The sequence below is a fragment of the Pelorhabdus sp. sgz311002 genome, assembly GCF_056134285.1.
In genome coordinates, this window is sequence record NZ_JBWBCL010000008.1 from 1 (window position 1) to 16,522 (window position 16,522).

The 16,522-nt window shown below is 44.2% G+C and carries 15 protein-coding genes and 1 rRNA gene; 2 read left to right on the forward strand and 14 right to left on the reverse strand.

Going from position 1 to position 16,522, the window contains the following annotated elements; genetic code table 11:
* From AC0NJP_RS12285 to panC, 10 genes are all read right to left on the reverse strand, one after another.
* Window positions 1–304 (reverse strand): 16S ribosomal RNA (locus AC0NJP_RS12285); the annotation flags it as partial.
* Window positions 305–661: 357 nt separating this feature from the next.
* On the reverse strand, window positions 662–1,264 hold the full coding sequence (locus AC0NJP_RS12290) for a LysE/ArgO family amino acid transporter (RefSeq protein WP_474039309.1): 603 nt from the start codon (window positions 1,262–1,264) through the stop codon (window positions 662–664).
* A gap of 127 nt (window positions 1,265–1,391) precedes the next feature.
* Window positions 1,392–2,897, reverse strand: coding sequence for a lysine--tRNA ligase (gene lysS, locus AC0NJP_RS12295; RefSeq protein WP_474699984.1), 1,506 nt, complete (start codon window positions 2,895–2,897; stop codon window positions 1,392–1,394).
* A gap of 32 nt (window positions 2,898–2,929) precedes the next feature.
* A complete protein-coding gene (greA, locus tag AC0NJP_RS12300) occupies window positions 2,930–3,409 on the reverse strand; it encodes a transcription elongation factor GreA (RefSeq protein ID WP_474039311.1) in 480 nt (159 codons plus the stop codon).
* Window positions 3,410–3,627: 218 nt separating this feature from the next.
* Window positions 3,628–4,722, reverse strand: a complete 1,095-nt coding sequence (locus tag AC0NJP_RS12305; protein WP_474039312.1) for a shikimate dehydrogenase — start codon at window positions 4,720–4,722, stop codon at window positions 3,628–3,630.
* Window positions 4,723–4,750: 28 nt separating this feature from the next.
* Window positions 4,751–5,704, reverse strand: coding sequence for a quinate 5-dehydrogenase (locus tag AC0NJP_RS12310; RefSeq protein WP_474039313.1), 954 nt, complete (start codon window positions 5,702–5,704; stop codon window positions 4,751–4,753).
* Between the two features lie 89 nt (window positions 5,705–5,793).
* A complete protein-coding gene (dusB, locus tag AC0NJP_RS12315; protein ID WP_474699985.1) occupies window positions 5,794–6,753 on the reverse strand; it encodes a tRNA dihydrouridine synthase DusB in 960 nt (319 codons plus the stop codon).
* A 126-nt stretch (window positions 6,754–6,879) separates the two neighbouring features.
* Window positions 6,880–7,644: a type III pantothenate kinase gene (locus tag AC0NJP_RS12320; protein WP_474039315.1), complete on the reverse strand. Its 765-nt coding sequence runs from the start codon at window positions 7,642–7,644 to the stop codon at window positions 6,880–6,882.
* 35 nt (window positions 7,645–7,679) lie between these two features.
* Complete coding sequence (locus tag AC0NJP_RS12325) at window positions 7,680–8,657, reverse strand: biotin--[acetyl-CoA-carboxylase] ligase (RefSeq protein ID WP_474699986.1); 978 nt, start codon at window positions 8,655–8,657, stop codon at window positions 7,680–7,682.
* A gap of 53 nt (window positions 8,658–8,710) precedes the next feature.
* Window positions 8,711–9,601, reverse strand: coding sequence for a pantoate--beta-alanine ligase (gene panC, locus AC0NJP_RS12330; RefSeq protein ID WP_474699987.1), 891 nt, complete (start codon window positions 9,599–9,601; stop codon window positions 8,711–8,713).
* A 320-nt stretch (window positions 9,602–9,921) separates the two neighbouring features.
* Between panC and AC0NJP_RS12335 the strand changes: the two genes are divergently transcribed.
* Window positions 9,922–10,593 (forward strand): response regulator, encoded by a 672-nt coding sequence (locus AC0NJP_RS12335; protein ID WP_474699988.1) that lies wholly within the window; start codon window positions 9,922–9,924, stop codon window positions 10,591–10,593.
* Window positions 10,590–11,984 carry a sensor histidine kinase gene (locus tag AC0NJP_RS12340; RefSeq protein ID WP_474039319.1) on the forward strand — a complete coding sequence of 465 codons (1,395 nt, stop codon included), beginning with the start codon at window positions 10,590–10,592 and terminating at the stop codon, window positions 11,982–11,984. Before AC0NJP_RS12335 ends, AC0NJP_RS12340 begins: the two co-directional genes overlap by 4 nt.
* 81 nt (window positions 11,985–12,065) lie before the next feature.
* Here the strand turns inward: AC0NJP_RS12340 and ftsH are convergent, their stop codons facing one another.
* The 4 genes from ftsH to AC0NJP_RS12360 form a co-directional block, all read right to left on the reverse strand.
* A complete protein-coding gene (ftsH, locus tag AC0NJP_RS12345) occupies window positions 12,066–14,015 on the reverse strand; it encodes an ATP-dependent zinc metalloprotease FtsH (protein WP_474039320.1) in 1,950 nt (649 codons plus the stop codon).
* A gap of 133 nt (window positions 14,016–14,148) precedes the next feature.
* Window positions 14,149–14,688: a hypoxanthine phosphoribosyltransferase gene (gene hpt, locus AC0NJP_RS12350; protein ID WP_474039321.1), complete on the reverse strand. Its 540-nt coding sequence runs from the start codon at window positions 14,686–14,688 to the stop codon at window positions 14,149–14,151.
* Window positions 14,688–16,076 (reverse strand): tRNA lysidine(34) synthetase TilS, encoded by a 1,389-nt coding sequence (gene tilS, locus AC0NJP_RS12355; RefSeq protein WP_474699989.1) that lies wholly within the window; start codon window positions 16,074–16,076, stop codon window positions 14,688–14,690. Before tilS ends, hpt begins: the two co-directional genes overlap by 1 nt.
* Window positions 16,060–16,518, reverse strand: a complete 459-nt coding sequence (locus AC0NJP_RS12360) for a threonine/serine exporter family protein (RefSeq protein ID WP_474039323.1) — start codon at window positions 16,516–16,518, stop codon at window positions 16,060–16,062. The genes tilS and AC0NJP_RS12360 overlap by 17 nt, the downstream gene beginning before the upstream one ends.
* Between the last annotated feature and the right edge of the window lie 4 nt (window positions 16,519–16,522).

Genomic DNA, 16,522 nt, shown 5'->3' on the forward strand with positions numbered 1-16,522 from the left:
CAGACCGGCTACTGATCGTCGCCTTGGTGAGCTCTTACCTCACCAACTAGCTAATCAGACGCAGACCCATCTTTTAGCGGTAGCTTATAAATAGAGGCCACCTTTCCTCTTTCTCCCATGCGAGATAAAGAGCTCATTCGGTATTAGCAACCCTTTCGGGATGTTGTCCCCATCTAAAAGGCAGGTTGTCTACGTGTTACTCACCCGTTCGCCACTAAGATCCATTGCTGAATCTCCGTTCGACTTGCATGTGTTAGGCACGCCGCCAGCGTTCGTCCTGAGCCAGGATCAAACTCTCCATAAAAGTTTTATGAAGAACCGATAAGGCTCTAATTACAAAATAAAGAAATTATTTAAGTTGGTTTCTTACGAAACCCGCACATCTGGCTTGTTGTTACTTATCCATCGTTTAGTTTTCAGAGAGCCGCTACCGAAGCAGCTTAGATAGTTTACCATCTTTCGAACCAGTTTGTCAAGCACTTTTTTCAAAGTTTCTTTTTTAACCGTTTCGCCTTCGTTTTTAGAAGCGATGATTCTTTTCTGTTTTCGTGTCGCTCAGCGGCGACTTGTATATAATAGCACAGCAGATTCACTTATGTCAACACTTTTTCGCAAAGTATTTTTAAGATCCTTTTCAGCTCTATAATATATATGATTTTGCTTAAAGCGTCGCAAGAAAAGCAGCACTCAACCACATGACAATAGCCGATCCCTTTTGCAGCCATTTCAAAATAAGCGGCGCTGTGTCAAGACGACGGACAATACGCCCGAGTAAAGCTAGTAAAAAAAACCAAAACCAAGAAACGCCAATACAGGCTAAAGTAAATCCGATCTTTTCCATGCCTTGATAAGCCAAAGAACTTGTTCCAATAACACCGACCGTATCCAAAATAGCATGGGGATTTAACAGCGATACACTCATAGCAAACAAGATACTCTTTTTAATCGTTACCGCTTCTTGATCGCTATTAAGAGCCTGTGTTTTCATATGCCAGTACACCCAGCCCATATAGAGGAGAAAAACAACACCGCCAGCCATAAGCAGCAGTTTTACAAATTGAAAGGTAAGAACAAGAACAGACACGCCTGTTACTGCCAAGGTAATGAGGAGCGTGTCACACAAGCTTGCTGTAATAATGACTGGTATAGCCCCGCTAAACCGCGGCTGAACAGCTCCCTGCGTAAACACGAAGACATTTTGCACCCCCAGTGGCAAAATCAAACTAAAAGCGAGTAAAAAACCATGAAAAAAAGCGAGTATCATCTGTAAGCCTCCTGCTTCTTGCACTCAAAAATTGTTGCACCTTAAATTCAAAATAGCAAAAAGACCGAAGAATCCTCTACAAAAGAATTCTATCGGTCTTTTTCTCTTATCTAGTTAAAGCATTTGATTACCCTTTTTGCGGACGCATATAAGGGAATAATAACACATCACGAATAGAAGAACTGTCAGTTAATAGCATAACCAAGCGGTCAATACCAATGCCCAAACCACCTGTTGGCGGCATGCCATATTCTAAGGCGGTTACATAGTCTTTATCCATCATATGAGCTTCATCATCGCCTGATTCGCGTTGTTCCACTTGCTTTAAGAAACGACCTTCCTGATCAATCGGATCATTCAGCTCAGAGAAGCCATTCGCCATTTCACGGCCAAAAATAAAGGCTTCAAAGCGGTCGGTAATCGTTCCATTGTCTTTATTGCGTTTCGCTAGCGGCGAAATTTCAGTCGGATGGCCAATAATAAAGGTCGGTTGAACCAAAGTTTCTTCTACTTTTTCTTCAAAGGCCTTGTTTAAGATACCGCCAATTCCGTCACCCGAAGTGTATTCTACATGAATAGAATCAGCCCACGCTCTAGCTTCTTCGATTGATGCAGCCGCGAGAAAATCAATGCCAGTCTGCTGCTTTACAGCATCTGCCATTGTCATGCGATTCCAAGGTGGAGTTAAATCGATCTCCTGGCCTTGATAAGTAATTTTCATAGTTCCGAGAACGCGTTGCGCAATCTGCGATACTAACTCTTCGGTCAAGTTCATTACTGTATTGTAATCGCCGAAGGCTTGATAGATTTCTACCAGCGTAAATTCCGGGTTATGTTTTACTGATACGCCTTCGTTACGGAATACGCGGCCTACTTCATAGACTTTTTCGAAGCCGCCGACAATAAGACGTTTCAAGTAAAGCTCCGGCGCAATACGCATATAAAGATCCACGTCAAGTGCATTATGGTGGGTAATAAACGGTTTTGCTGCTGCACCGCCGGGAATTCCATGCATCATTGGGGTTTCTACTTCCAGAAAGTCTTTTTCATCAAGCAATTGCCGTAATGTAGAAATAATCCGGCTACGCTTAACAAAAGTATCTTTAACTTCTGGATTCATAATTAAATCAAGATATCTTTGGCGATAGCGCATTTCTACGTCTTTTAAGCCATGGAATTTTTCCGGCAACGGACGCAGAGCTTTGGCCAAAAAAGTAAACGTAGCTGCTTTTACGCTGATTTCGCCGCGTTGTGTGCGAAATACCGTGCCTTCTACGCCAATAATATCGCCGATATCTGCAAGGTGAAGCTCTTCATACTTCGCTTCTCCCATCGTATCTTGGCGAAAATAAATTTGGATTTTCCCACTCATATCCGTTACATGAGCAAAACTTGCTTTGCCATGGCCTCTTACGGCAACAAGCCGACCACTGACTTTTACAGTCTGACCTTCTAAGCTGTCAAAATTGTCTAGAATCGCTTGCGCGTGATGCGTAGCGTCATAATTTCGACCAAAGGGTTCAATCCCTTTATCGGCAATGGCAGCTAACTTCTCCCGGCGAACTTTCATTAATTCATTTAGATCTTCCGTAGCGGCAACCTGTTGATCACCGGCTGCTTTATTCTTACTCATCTTTCCTCTTGCCCCCGATAACAGCACACCAATTAGCTGCGTTTAATAGTTAAAATTTCATATTTTAAAATGCCTGCTGGAACATTCACTTCGACCACTTCGCCAATCTTACACCCTAAAATAGCTTGCCCTACAGGTGATTCGTTGGAGATTTTGAGTTCACTGGGATCAGCTTCGGCAGAACCGACAATGGTATATTCCAGTTCATCATTAAATTCAAGATCTTTTAAAATGACAGTAGACCCAATAGAAACGGTGTCAATACCGACTGTACTCTGATCAATGAGTTTCGCATTGCGCAGGGATTTTTCTAATGTAAGGATTTCGCCTTCGATAAAGGCTTGCTCATTTTTGGCGTCTTCATACTCGGAGTTTTCGCTAATATCGCCAAATTCGATTGCCTGTTTTATGCGCTCAGCTACTTCTAAGCGGCGCACTGATTTTAAATGTTCTAGTTTGTCTTCCAGCTTTTTTAAGCCTTCTCCGGTTAAAATTACCTCTTTTTCAGCCATATGTCTGTCTCCTTTAACCCTAACTTCACTTCTTGCTGACACATTACCGAGATTACTGCGTTCTGACTTTTTCCTAAAAATGGGCAGAATAATATAAATAGTGCCAAGCCATAAACTTGACACTTTCTACCTAAACTAAAGCGAATGAATCACAACACATAATTCCCCTTAGTTTTATGCACTATTATAGGCATAAAGCAGTGGTTTGTCAATCATTACTAGCCTATCCCCTTTGCCAAATACCCGCTATCGCCCTGTACTTGTAGACGAATTTTTTCAATGTCTTGATCGGTCAAAGGTTTATCGAAGCTGCGCAGACCAGCCAACCGAAAGTGATGTTTTTTCGCCATAGCGCTAATCCATTCAATTTGTTTTACCGAAATATGACGCCCAAGCGTAAAGTTTTTTTGATACTTTTCTAAACAAAGCAAGATTGTTTCAGCCATACAAGCATAAGCAGTCCCTGGCGGAAAGCCGAAATCAATGCCAAAATCCACTTCCCCTGGAATTTTCACAATTCCTCCATCAATCACTAACACATCCTTACGAACAGAAGCTACAGCTTTCGCTACATTGCGCGGTCTTGCTACATCGCAGACGACGGCCCCACTCTTTAAGTCAGTTGGTTCAATTAAGCTTTCCACAGAACTCGTTACGGCAATAATAATATCAGCTGCTTTTAAAGCAGCCTTAGTATTTGCCGTTACCTGCACAGCTAAACCTGTGCTTTTTAAGATCTGCCCAGAAAGTTTTTCCAACCGACTTTCATCACGGGCCACTAAGATAAGATCAGAAACTTCCCGTGACAAAAGTTGTGCACAAGCTGCGCCAATGGATCCAGTAGCTCCCAGAATAACGACTCTAGCTTCTTCTAAACAAATCCCCATCTTATTCGCCGCTTCACGCGTTCCAGCTAAAGCCATCGCAACAGTATAGCTATTGCCAGTCGTAACAGGTATCGTTAAATTTTTCGCTATCGTAATGCCTGCATCGCCAACAACCGAAGTAAAGGCGCCGAGCCCCAACATCTCAGCCCCAAGTTTTTCTGCAATCTTCCCTGCCCCAATAATCTTTTTCAATACGACTTCTTCCGGCAATTCCATCATTTGACGAGCGGTGAGCGGACAGCCGATAAACCAACCTTCTGCTTGACCATAAGGAGATGATATCCCCTGTATTGACGAAACTTTTAACGGCGGAATATATTTGATCATGCCTTCAACCCAACGATCCGGCCACGTCTTTGTAAACGAAAATTTGCGTGAAAAATCTTTTGCGGTGAGCGGGTGAACAATAAAAGCAAATTTCTCCATCCCAATTCCTCCCTGCGACTTGCCTTCTTCAGGACAAATGAACAATGCGCGGCTGAATCTGAAGCCGTTCCATCAATTCTAGATATTCTAGGGGCGTAAGCGCTTTTGGCCAACGCCCACTATGAGCAACTAGCAGCGCTTCAAGAATATTGGTGCCAAAAGAACGCCCCCCCATGCTCGGAGTCGTTGTGACAACGGTAGCTGCCCCTCTTGCCGCAAGCAGAGCAAGATCATCCTGCGTTACTGTATTGGTCAAAATTAATTTCCCCGCAAGCTTTAGTGGCATATACCGTCTAATAAAATGAAAATCACCGGCAATAATATCGGCTTCTTCAAAGAATCGGGAATATCGTGGCTTTGACTCGATCTGCGCTTTGCCCATAGGGTAGAACCAGCCGACAGGCAATTTCGTAATAACAGGCGCTAAAAAAAATGCCAGCCTTGCTAACGTTTTGAGACTGCGAATCGGAACAGGCCAGCCCAGGCCAAATAATAGGTCGCCAAAAACCACTTGGCAGCCTGCCTGTACAAAAGCTTCCGCCAAGCCAAAGCGATCTACTGCGCAGACAAGCAGAACTTTTTTGCCTTGAAAGGAAAATCCCGTTTGCTCCAAATAAGTAAGTACTCTGCGTTCTAAGGTGTTTTTTATGCCGCTGCCGTCTACAAGGGGCGATTTGACAGCTGCTTTCGCGATCTGCGCCGCTTCATAAAAGCAATACCGTTTGTTTCCAGCATAAATATAAAGATCAGTCCCCCCTAGACCAAACGCGGCGACACGGCCATCCATAGCCTGAATCAGCTCAATCGCTCTTTTTTTATCGCCATCAACCCCGCGCCGCTCTACTGTATACTTTTTTCCTTCCAACCATTCTGTTGTACAATGATTACGCTCTGAAGAACCTAGACTGACACTTAAAATATGGTTGTTTGTCATAATGCCTGCTTCATTCCCCTTTAAGTCAGCTCCGGTGAAAATTTCCATCTCCTGCTAGTATATGTTACCGCTTTCCCTCCCATACCAAAAAAGAAAGCAACTCGAAGCGAAATACCTCGAGTTGCTTTCTTAGCGCTTTAATAAGTCTCAATCTTTGCAGCTACAGCACGAAAATCAGCTTCACTTTCGGCCTGATTAAACAGGCGGCGAAGTTCTGCCGAGCCGGGAAGCCCCTTCGTATACCAGGCTGCATGCTTACGCATTTCCCGAATACCAATATGAGCGCCTTTATAATACATCATCAATTCAAAGTGTTTTAATAGCATCGCTATCCGTTCTTGCCGCGACGGTTCTGCCATTTTTCGACCTGTTTTCATATAGGCGATCGTCTGCTGGAAAATCCAAGGGTTCCCTTGGGCGGCACGGCCAATCATAATTCCATCGCAACCCGTCTCTTGCATCATGCGGCAACCATCTTCAGGTGATCTAATATCGCCATTACCAATAACCGGAATCGTCACAGCATCCTTCACGGCTTTAATAATGGACCAATCAGCCTCGCCAGCATAAAACTGTTCACGCGTACGGCCATGAACCGCAATAGCCGCCGCTCCAGCCTGCTGCGCCAACTGGGCAATTTCTACCGCATTCACTTCCGCATCGTTCCAGCCTTTACGAAATTTCACGGTGACAGGAATCTTCACTGCAGCAACCACCGCCGCAATCACTTCATAGGCTAATGCTGGTTGACGCATCAAAGCAGAACCTTCACCATTTTTAACAATTTTCGGCGCGGGACAGCCCATATTAATATCAAGAATATCGGCACCAGCGGCTTCCACCATTTTAGCCGCCTGAGCCATTTCCGCTGGTTCGGCGCCAAAAATCTGAATAGAAATTGGCCGTTCGGCCGGTTCAATCCTAAGCATTTCGTGAGTATGTTTATTATTATAAATAAGACCTTTATCACTAACCATTTCAGCGACGACTAGAGGACAACCCATTTCTTTCGCCAACAATCGAAATGGCAGATCACAAACACCAGCCATAGGCGCTAAAATCACAGGATAAGGTAAATTGATCGGCCCGATTTGCATAAATCAGCCTCCTTGCCTTGTAACATAATAATACCTTTAGTAGTATAGCCGAAAGACTGGGAAAAGAGCAACAAAAAAAGAAACCGCCGTACCTTGACGACAGTTTCTTTGATTTACCAATTCGCATTAACAGTTTCTTTCGTAAATAATCCGCAAGCCTTCTAACGTTAAAAAAGGCTCTACTACATCAATCGCATCGGTTTCCTGAGCAATCAGATTGGCCAGACCGCCTGTAGCAACAACATAGGCTTTATGGCCTAGTTCTTCTCTCATCCGTTTTACCAGTTCATTGACTTGTCCGACAAAACCATAGATAATACCTGATTGCATACTGCTGACTGTACTGCGGCAAATTACATTTTTCGGTTTAATCAGTTCAATACGCGGCAGCTTGGCAGCACGTTGGAACAAAGCCTCAGAAGAAATGCCAATACCAGGGGCAATCGCGCCGCCTAAATAATCACCGTTTTGCGCAATCGCACAGAAGGTAGTAGCCGTACCAAAATCAACAACAATTAAAGGACCGCCATATTTTTCATGAGCGCCAACGGCATTGACAATCCGGTCAGCTCCCACATCGCGGGGGTTTTCATACCGTATAAAAATACCTGTTTTGATTCCCGGCCCCACAACAATGGGTTCAACGCCAAAATACCGCTGGGACATGCGAGTAAGCGGTACCGTTAAGGGCGGTACTACGGAAGAAATAATGACGGCATCAATATTTTTTACGTCAATTTTCCCATAGGCAAACAAATTACAAATCAGCATGCCATATTCATCAGCTGTTTTTTGTCTGTCTGTCGAAACCCGCCAGTTCACACGTAGTTCTTTCTTATCATAGACTCCAAGTACAATATTGGTATTCCCCACATCAAAAACCAAAAGCATGAAAAATCCTCCTGCCACTTAAATTGTGAATTTTCTTAGTACTTAGCACGAATTGACACATCACCAGCAAGAACTCGCTCAATGCCGCTTTCCCGTTCAATCAACAAAGCGCCGTCTGAATCAATATCAACGGCCTTGCCGGAAAAACGCTGATCAAAGCCAATCACATCAACAACTTTGCCTAAAGTAATCGATTTTTTTCGCCATTCATCAAGTAGTGGTGCAAAGCCTTGTTCATTAATCTGATCATAAGCTCTTTCAATCTCTTCTAATACTTTACCAAGAAGCTGCTTGCGATCCACAGGGGATCCCTTCAGTTTAGCAAGGTAAGTCACTATGTCTTTGAGCTCGTCCGGAATTTCTGCTTCATTAAAATTCACATTAATCCCCATGCCGATCACAATATAATTAATCATATCAAGGTCAGCATTCATTTCCGTCAAGATTCCAACAAGTTTCTTACCTTCATAGAGCAAATCATTCGGCCATTTGATGCCACAGTGAATCTGGGTTTCTCGAAAGATGGCCCGTTCCAAGGCTACAGCTGCCATTAAATTGCATTTTGGCGCATCATAAGGACGAAATGTTGTCGGTCGTAATACAATGGAAAGCCAAATTCCTTGATATCTCGGGGAATACCAGCCTCGAGCCAGGCGACCTTTGCCGGCACATTGACTTTCCGCAAGAACAATGGTTCCTTCCGGGGCGCCTTTTAACGCAGCATCCCTGCCAATGGCATTCGTCGACTCCACTTCATCAAAGTAAAAAATTTTTTTACCGAGCCATTCTGTGGTCAAATGCGGAATGATTTCTTCTGGCCGCAACCGATCTGGTGCCAACAGCAATCGATAGCCGAGTCTTGTATGAGACTCAATTTCATAGCCAGCCTGTTTTAATGCCTGGATATGCTTCCAAACTGCCGTTCGGGAAACAGAAAGCTGTCTAGAAATTTCTTCGCCTGATAAATAGTCGCTGCTATGAGCGCGAAGTAATTCCAATATGGAGTTACGCACAGAAATTCCTCCCACAATTGTTAGCTTTATGATAACCGCTCGTTAACTATCTGTCAATCAATTCCGCCAGCTAAAGCCGCGGGAATATCAGCTCTTTCCCAAACAATATTATCAATGAGTCTTGTCCGTCCAATGCGAACAGCTAAAGCGATCAGTGCGCTGTCTTGCACTTTAGGCAGTGGCGCCAAGGTTTGATTGTCTACAATCACAGCATAATCAATCTGCGCCAAAGGTTCCGCTTCAATCAAAGCGCGCATAGCGCCAAGAAGTTTCTCACTGTTTCTTTCGCCCGCTTGTAAGCGTCGTTTTGCTAAGGCAAGCGATTTACTTAATACGAGAGCCGCGCTACGCTCCGCTTGATTTAAATAAACATTACGCGACGACAAAGCTAAGCCGTCTTTTTCGCGCACGATTGGCACAGTAACAATCGTAATGTCCATATTTAAGTCTGCCACCAGCTTTTTAATAACAGCCACTTGCTGGGCGTCTTTTTGACCAAAATAAGCCTTATCGGGCTGAGCAATCTGAAACAATTTAGTAACTACTGTGGCTACACCACGAAAATGTCCGGGGCGCGACTGACCGCAGAGGCCTTCGGTAAGACCTTTTACTTCCACAAAGGTCATCATATTCTCATAACCAAACGGGTACATTTCTTCCACGCTAGGTGCAAAAACGAAATCCACGCCAGCTGTTGCGGCCTTTTGACTATCACAAGCCAAATCGCGCGGATAGGCGGCATAATCTTCGCCTTGACCAAACTGCAGCGGATTGACAAAGATACTTAGCACAACAATATCATTTTCCGATCTAGCTGTTTGGGCCAGTGTTAGATGCCCATCATGTAAATACCCCATGGTCGGAACAAGTCCCAGACTCTTTCCTTCGCAATGCGCTTGTTTAACTTTTTCCCGTAAAGCTGCAACAGTTGTAATAATTTCCATGTCCATCCCCCTAAAGTTAAATTTTTCTAAAATAAAAAGCCTTTCCCGACGGAAAGGCATAAAGTATCGCAGCAAGCGCTTTCCGTCTCAGTCGCAAAGATCTAAGCGGCAAATCTATAAAACTGTCTAAATCACTTGTTCTAACGGCCAGTCAGACTCCCCCAAGGATGCCTGCTGCTTGCTGCCAGCTTAATCATAGCATGTCTTTTTCCTCGGAGCAAGGCAATTGATGGATTTTAACAGGTATGACCCCAGTCCCCCTGTTAGATGAGATTAATTTATGATAGCATAGAGTGAGACTTGTTTAAGGAGGAACTTTCATGATTAAAATCCTCATTGCTGACGATGAACCCAGTATTGTAGAAGTAGTGAAACTCTATCTTCTACAAGAAAACTTTGAGGTTTACTGCGCCTATGACGGAACGACAGCACTCGAAATGGAGGAACAATATAAACCAGACCTTCTCCTGCTTGACATTATGCTGCCAGGCTATTCCGGTTTGGAAATCTGCCAGGCCATTACGCGCGACGTACCTGTCATCTTTTTAACAGCCAAAACGGCAGAGCAAGATAAGATTACCGGTTTTTCTCTTGGTGCTGATGATTATATCACGAAGCCTTTCAGCCCCAAAGAACTGATCGCCCGCGTCAAAGCAGTATTGCGTCGCAGCAATCTGCTCTTTGCGGAATCGATTCTAACTTTCCCAGGCCTCACGATCAATCCGACCTCCCATGTAGTGAAAAGTAATGATCAGACCGTGGCGCTCTCCCCGAAAGAATATGAATTGCTGCTCTTTTTGGTACGCCATCCGTCGCAAGTGTTTGATCGCGATCAAGTTCTAACAAATGTGTGGGGCTATGATTTCGACGGCGATGACCGCACCGTTGACGCTACTGTAAAGCGGCTTCGTCATAAGCTTGCTGAACCTGCAGCAAACTATATTCATACAGTCTGGGGCAAAGGCTATAAATTTGAGGTGCCTGAGTCATGATCCGTTCTATTTTCGGCCGTATTCTTCTTTCCAATTGCGTTGTTATTTTAATTACTGCCGTAACATGTCTACTACTGACAGGCTATCTCTTACATAGCCATTTTGTGGAAGGTCAAAAAAATGATATTCTCATGAAAGGCCAAGCCGCCCTGAATTTAATCATTGCAGAAAATCGTCATGGCCACAAACAACTGCAACAAAATATTGATAAAATCAATGAACTCGTCGGCGCCACTTGCTGGATCGTCGACGAAAACAGTCAAACCGTTACAGGCATCCCCCCCGAAAATTGGCTGGTCGATTATCCCGAAGCCCAAGGAGCGATTGCCAAGCTGGCAAGAGAAAAGGGCGAGTCTTGGTTATATCGATCGTCACGCCGCGGTGATCGTTCCATTCTGTTAGCGTTAACCATTCCAGAAATCAATCAGCCACGTATCCTTGTGATGCACGCTTCCACGCCGCGAGTCAATAAACAGGCCGATCGCGCCCAGCCCTTGCTTTTATACGGCGCTATTGCCGGTTTACTTGTTGCCGCAACCTTTGCCTTTTTCATTTCTCGCTCGCTCACCTGGCCGTTGGCAAACATTAGTAACGCCGCCCGCCGTTTTGCTTCCGGTGATTTTAATGCCAGAACAACGGCTACAGGAAATAGTGAAATCGGCCGCCTTGGTCAAACCTTCAATTCCATGGCTAAATCCTTTGCGGCAATTGAACAAAACCGACGAGAATTTCTAGCAAATGTAACCCATGAATTAAAAACTCCAACGACTTCCATTCAGGCTATGACGGAAGCACTCCTTGATAATATGGTTCCGCCGCAACAAGAGCGCGCCTTCTTAACGGCCATTTTGCAGGCAAGCCGTCGCATGGATCGACTGACAAATGATTTATTAGATTTGTCGAAACTAGAAGCAGGTGAAATGCCAGCGATTCAGGAAGTCATTGAGTTGGCTGGATTTTTAAAAAATCAAATCAAACTAGAGTCTATTCTCTTTCAAGAAAAAGGAGTTCGCTTAGAACTTGATGTAACAGAAGGCCTCTATGTTTTAGCAGATTCCTGTCGCTTAGCCCAAGTCCTGACAAATCTACTAAGTAATGCTAGACGATATTCCCCACCAAACACGCTAGTCACAGTAGCGGCAAAACGTCAGGGAAAAAAAGTCCTTATTACGGTAGTAGACCAAGGCAAAGGAATTGCAGAAAAGGATTTGCCCTATATTTGGGATCGTTTTTATCGTGTGGATAAGGCCCGCTCCCGTGAAGATGGCGGCACTGGTCTCGGTCTTGCCATTACCAAATATCTTGTAGAGTTAATGAATGGTCGTATTTATGCGCAAAGTACCCTAGGCCAAGGATCTACCTTCACAATTGAATTACCCTTATCGTCTTAGCCGCTAAAATAACGACTTAATAAAAAAGGTCCGCAGCACGATTCTGTGCTGCGGACCTTCGCAATTTTAAACATTAAATTTTTAATCGTCTTTACTGTCAGAATCTGATTTTTTAATATAGACGACTTTCGGTGAATCGCTTGATTGCGACATATCACTCGTCTGCTCTTTGGCCGGTTCTACCACAGGGGAAATAGCAGCTGAACTTTCACTGGTATTTTCTGTCGCAGGTTTTTCCGACAAGGAACCCTTTTCCAGAAGTTCCGCCAATTCAGCGCCTTCAAGAGTTTCTTTTTCCATCAGAGCCTGAGCAATCAAATGAAGTTTGTCAATATTATCACGCAGCATTTGCTCCGTTTTTTCGTAAGCGTCTTCAATTAAGCGACGCGTTTCCTTATCAATGGAGTAAGCCACTTCTTCACTGTAATTGCGGTCGCGAGAAATATCGCGTCCCAAGAAGACCTGCTCTTGTTTACGACCAAAAGTAATCGGTCCAAGTACATCGCTCATGCCGTATTCTGTAATCATCTTACGAACAAGTTCTGTAGCTCGTTCCAAATCGTTTTGCGCCCCGGTGCTGATTTCATCTAAAATGACAGCTTCCGCTACACGGCCGCCTAACAAGGTTTTTAACTGATCAAGCAGTTCCGACCTAGTAGCATAATAGCGATCTTCTTTTGGCAGCATCAGCGTATAACCACCAGCGCGACCGCGAGGAATAATCGAAACTTTATGAACTGGATCGGTATGAGTGAGCAACATTCCGATCAGAGCATGCCCTGCTTCGTGATACGCAGTCAGCTTCTTCTCTTTATCGCTAATCACACGGCTCTTACGTTCCGGACCAGCTACTACCCGTTCCACCGCTTCTTCCATTTCCATCATGTCGACACGGCGTTTATTGCGGCGAGCTGCGAGAAGCGCCGCCTCATTCACAAGATTACTTAGATCGGCACCAGTAAAACCAGGCGTGCGTCTTGCTAGTACATCAAGATCTACCTCTTTTGTTAAGGGCTTTCCTTTGGTATGAACCTTTAAGATTTCCTTACGGCCTTTTACATCAGGACGATCTACTACAACCTGGCGGTCAAAACGACCAGGACGCAGTAGTGCCGGATCTAAAATATCCGGTCGGTTGGTTGCGGCAATAATAATAATGCCTTCATTAACGCCAAAACCATCCATTTCGACTAGCAGCTGATTTAACGTCTGTTCGCGTTCATCATGGCCGCCGCCAAGACCCGCTCCTCTTTGACGCCCTACGGCATCAATTTCGTCAATAAAAACGATACAGGGAGCATTTTTCTTAGCCTGTTCAAAAAGATCGCGCACACGCGATGCGCCAACACCGACAAACATTTCCACAAAGTCAGAACCACTGATACTGAAAAAGGGAACGCCTGCCTCGCCAGCAACCGCTCTAGCCAAAAGAGTTTTCCCTGTGCCTGGAGGTCCAAACAGGAGAACGCCTTTCGGAATACGAGCACCTAAATCATTAAATTTCTTAGGATGTTTCAAGAACTCAACAACTTCCTCGAGTTCTTGTTTGGCTTCATCAGCCCCGGCTACATCTTCAAAAGTAACCTTAATTTTATCTTCACTATGCAGCTTTGCCCGGCTCTTGCCGAAACTCATTACGCGATTTCCCCCGCCTTGAGTCTGTTGCATAATAAAGAACCATACGCCAATCAAAAGCAGCATAGGCAGGATTGACGAGAAAATCGTCGTCCACCATGGCGGCTGCGGCGGCTGTTCCGCTTTAATATCGACCCCTTTATCGCGCAGGGAGTTGATTAAAGTAGGATCATTCGGCGCGACTGTCGTAAACTCTTGACCATCTTTTAATTTTCCCTTGATCGTATTATCCACAATCGTCACGCGGTCCACATTCTGGTCGCTCACTTGTTTTAAAAACTGCGTGTAGCTAACCTCCTGCTTCGTCACCGTTCGGGATGAATAATAATCAATAATGGAAATAGCAATGATGATGATCAACAAATAAAAACTGACATTGCGAAAAAACTTGTTCAAAATAGCCCTCCTCTCACTGGAGTACATGGAAAAGAATACTCATATCCACAGTAGATTATTATATCATAAGTGATCAATAATTTACAAAGAAACTTATTGAAACTTTCCATGCGCTTTTTTATGCCAGTGATCTCTATTTACTGTATATTTCTGGTTTCAAAATACCGATAAAGGGCAGATTGCGATATTTTTCTGCATAATCGAGACCGTAGCCGACAACAAATTCATCAGGTACATCAAAGCCGTTATAAGCAATGGGCACGGCTACTTTGCGTCTTTCTGGTTTATTTAAAAGAGTGCAGATTTTAACGCTCTTTGGATTGCGCGACTTAATGTAATCAATCAGATAATTTAAAGTAAGGCCGGAATCAATAATATCCTCAACAATAAGTACATGCTTTCCTTCTACATCCTCGTCAAGATCTTTTAAGATACGCACAACGCCGCTAGACGAAGTGGACATACCATAACTTGAAACAGCCATAAAATCAATAGCTACAGGAATTTTTATCGCCCGTGACAAATCGGCCATAAAAATAACGGCGCCGCGCAATACGCCTATCATTAAAATTTCTTCGCCCGCATAATCAGCTGAAATTTTCTCGCCCAGCTCTTTTACCCGCTTTGCCAGCCCTTCCTGACTGATTAAGATTTTTTCCATGTCTTCTACCATTACAAATCCTCCTGATATACTAGGGATAATTTTAAGAAACGTCTTGTTGCAGCGCTTACGGCGGCAAGAGCAGATTGCCGCAAACCACAAAGCCACAAAATTCCTTGATCATTGTATAAGATCGGAACTTTGTCACGACTTTCCTGCGGCACCTTATGGTCAATCAGATATTTTTTAATCTTTTGCGTTCCCTGCATCTGAGACGGTGTAAAACGATCTCCCGGTTGCCGAGATCGTATGAAAAGCGGCGACGTCAGTGCGTCATAGTCAAACCAAGCTTCGTTTTTGTCAGCTTTTAGCGGGGCTTCTGTCGTCACCACGGCCTCGATCGCTGCGGCAAAAGAAAAAAGAATCGTTTTCCCGGGAATAGACAGCGCCTGTGGCGCAGTGGAAGCTATCGCTTCCCTTTTAGGCCCCTGCCGCATAAGCTTGACAGTATCATACCCTTTATAGGCAATCAGCTTCTGCGGTAAAGGGTAATAGGTCCCTACCGTCCAGGAAAAAAGCATCTTTGACAACTGTTCAACATGATGAAAGCTGATTCCTCTTAAATGCCCCTGTTTTTTTTCAATGGCTAAACGAAAAACTTCTCGCTGCACCGCTTTATGATATGACTGTAGACGTTGCGAAACAAAAACCCCATCCGCTTCTTCCCACACCGTATTCTCATAGGCCTCATAAGCCGCCTGCAAAAGAAAATCATGCTCTTGCTGTGCGATTAATGCCGTACGGCAAAGCGACTCCTTAATATGGTTATTATACTCTAGTTGCAGAGTTGGTAAAAGAGATAAGCGTAAACGATTACGAAGAATTTTCTGATCCGTGTTCGTACTGTCATAACAAGTATCAATACCAAGCTTCGTCAAATATTGCTGAATCATTTCCTTATTTACCGCAAGCAGCGGCCTAATTCGATTGCCATTCTTCGGCAGAATGCCTTTGAGTCCAGAACTGCCGCTACCGCGCAGCAAATTCATCAAGACCGTTTCGGCCTGATCATCTTGATGATGACCGGTAGCAATTTTTTCTGCGCCAACTTGTTTTGCCGTTTCCTCTAAAAAACGATAGCGCAAGATCCGCCCGGCTTCTTCCAACGAGAACCCTTGCTGCTTGGCATAAGAACTGACTTCACAGCGTGCTACAAAAAAAGGAATCTGAAGGTTATCACTAAGTTGCTTAACATAGGCTTCATCTCGATCGGCCTCCGTTCCTCTAAGACCATGATGCAGGTGAGCAAGATATAGTTGATGATGATATGTTTTCTCTAAGTCTTTCAAAATACAAGTTAACGCCACAGAGTCACTGCCGCCAGAACAAGCGATAATAATCTTATCGCCTGGCAAAATCAGTTCGTGACTGTCAATAAACGCTTTAATTTTTTCTAACATTCTTAGTATGACTCCCTATTTTACGGTTTATCATGAAACGAAAGAAGCTTACACAAACAAAAATTCCAAAAGCAATCGCACTGGCAGTAAGCAAGGCGCGCATAGCCATCGCCGCCCCTTGTTCATACTGGCCTTTTACTAAGTAAGTCATAGCCAAATAAGCCTCCCGACCGGGAACAAGGGGAATAAATCCCGGAATTAAGTAAATCGTCGCTGGTTTTTTCCACCTTCGCGCAAAAACTTCCGAGAGAAATGCCGCAGCTACCGAACCAAAAAAACTTGCTGCAACCCAGTGTATGGACACTAATATCGAAAGTTGCTGCGTAAAATAGGCGCCTGTGCCTACAAAGCTAGCATAAAACAACGAAGCCCTAGGAATACGATATAAAATGCCAATAGAAACGGACATTATAAAAACAGTTAGCAGCGAATACAAGTCCATGAAG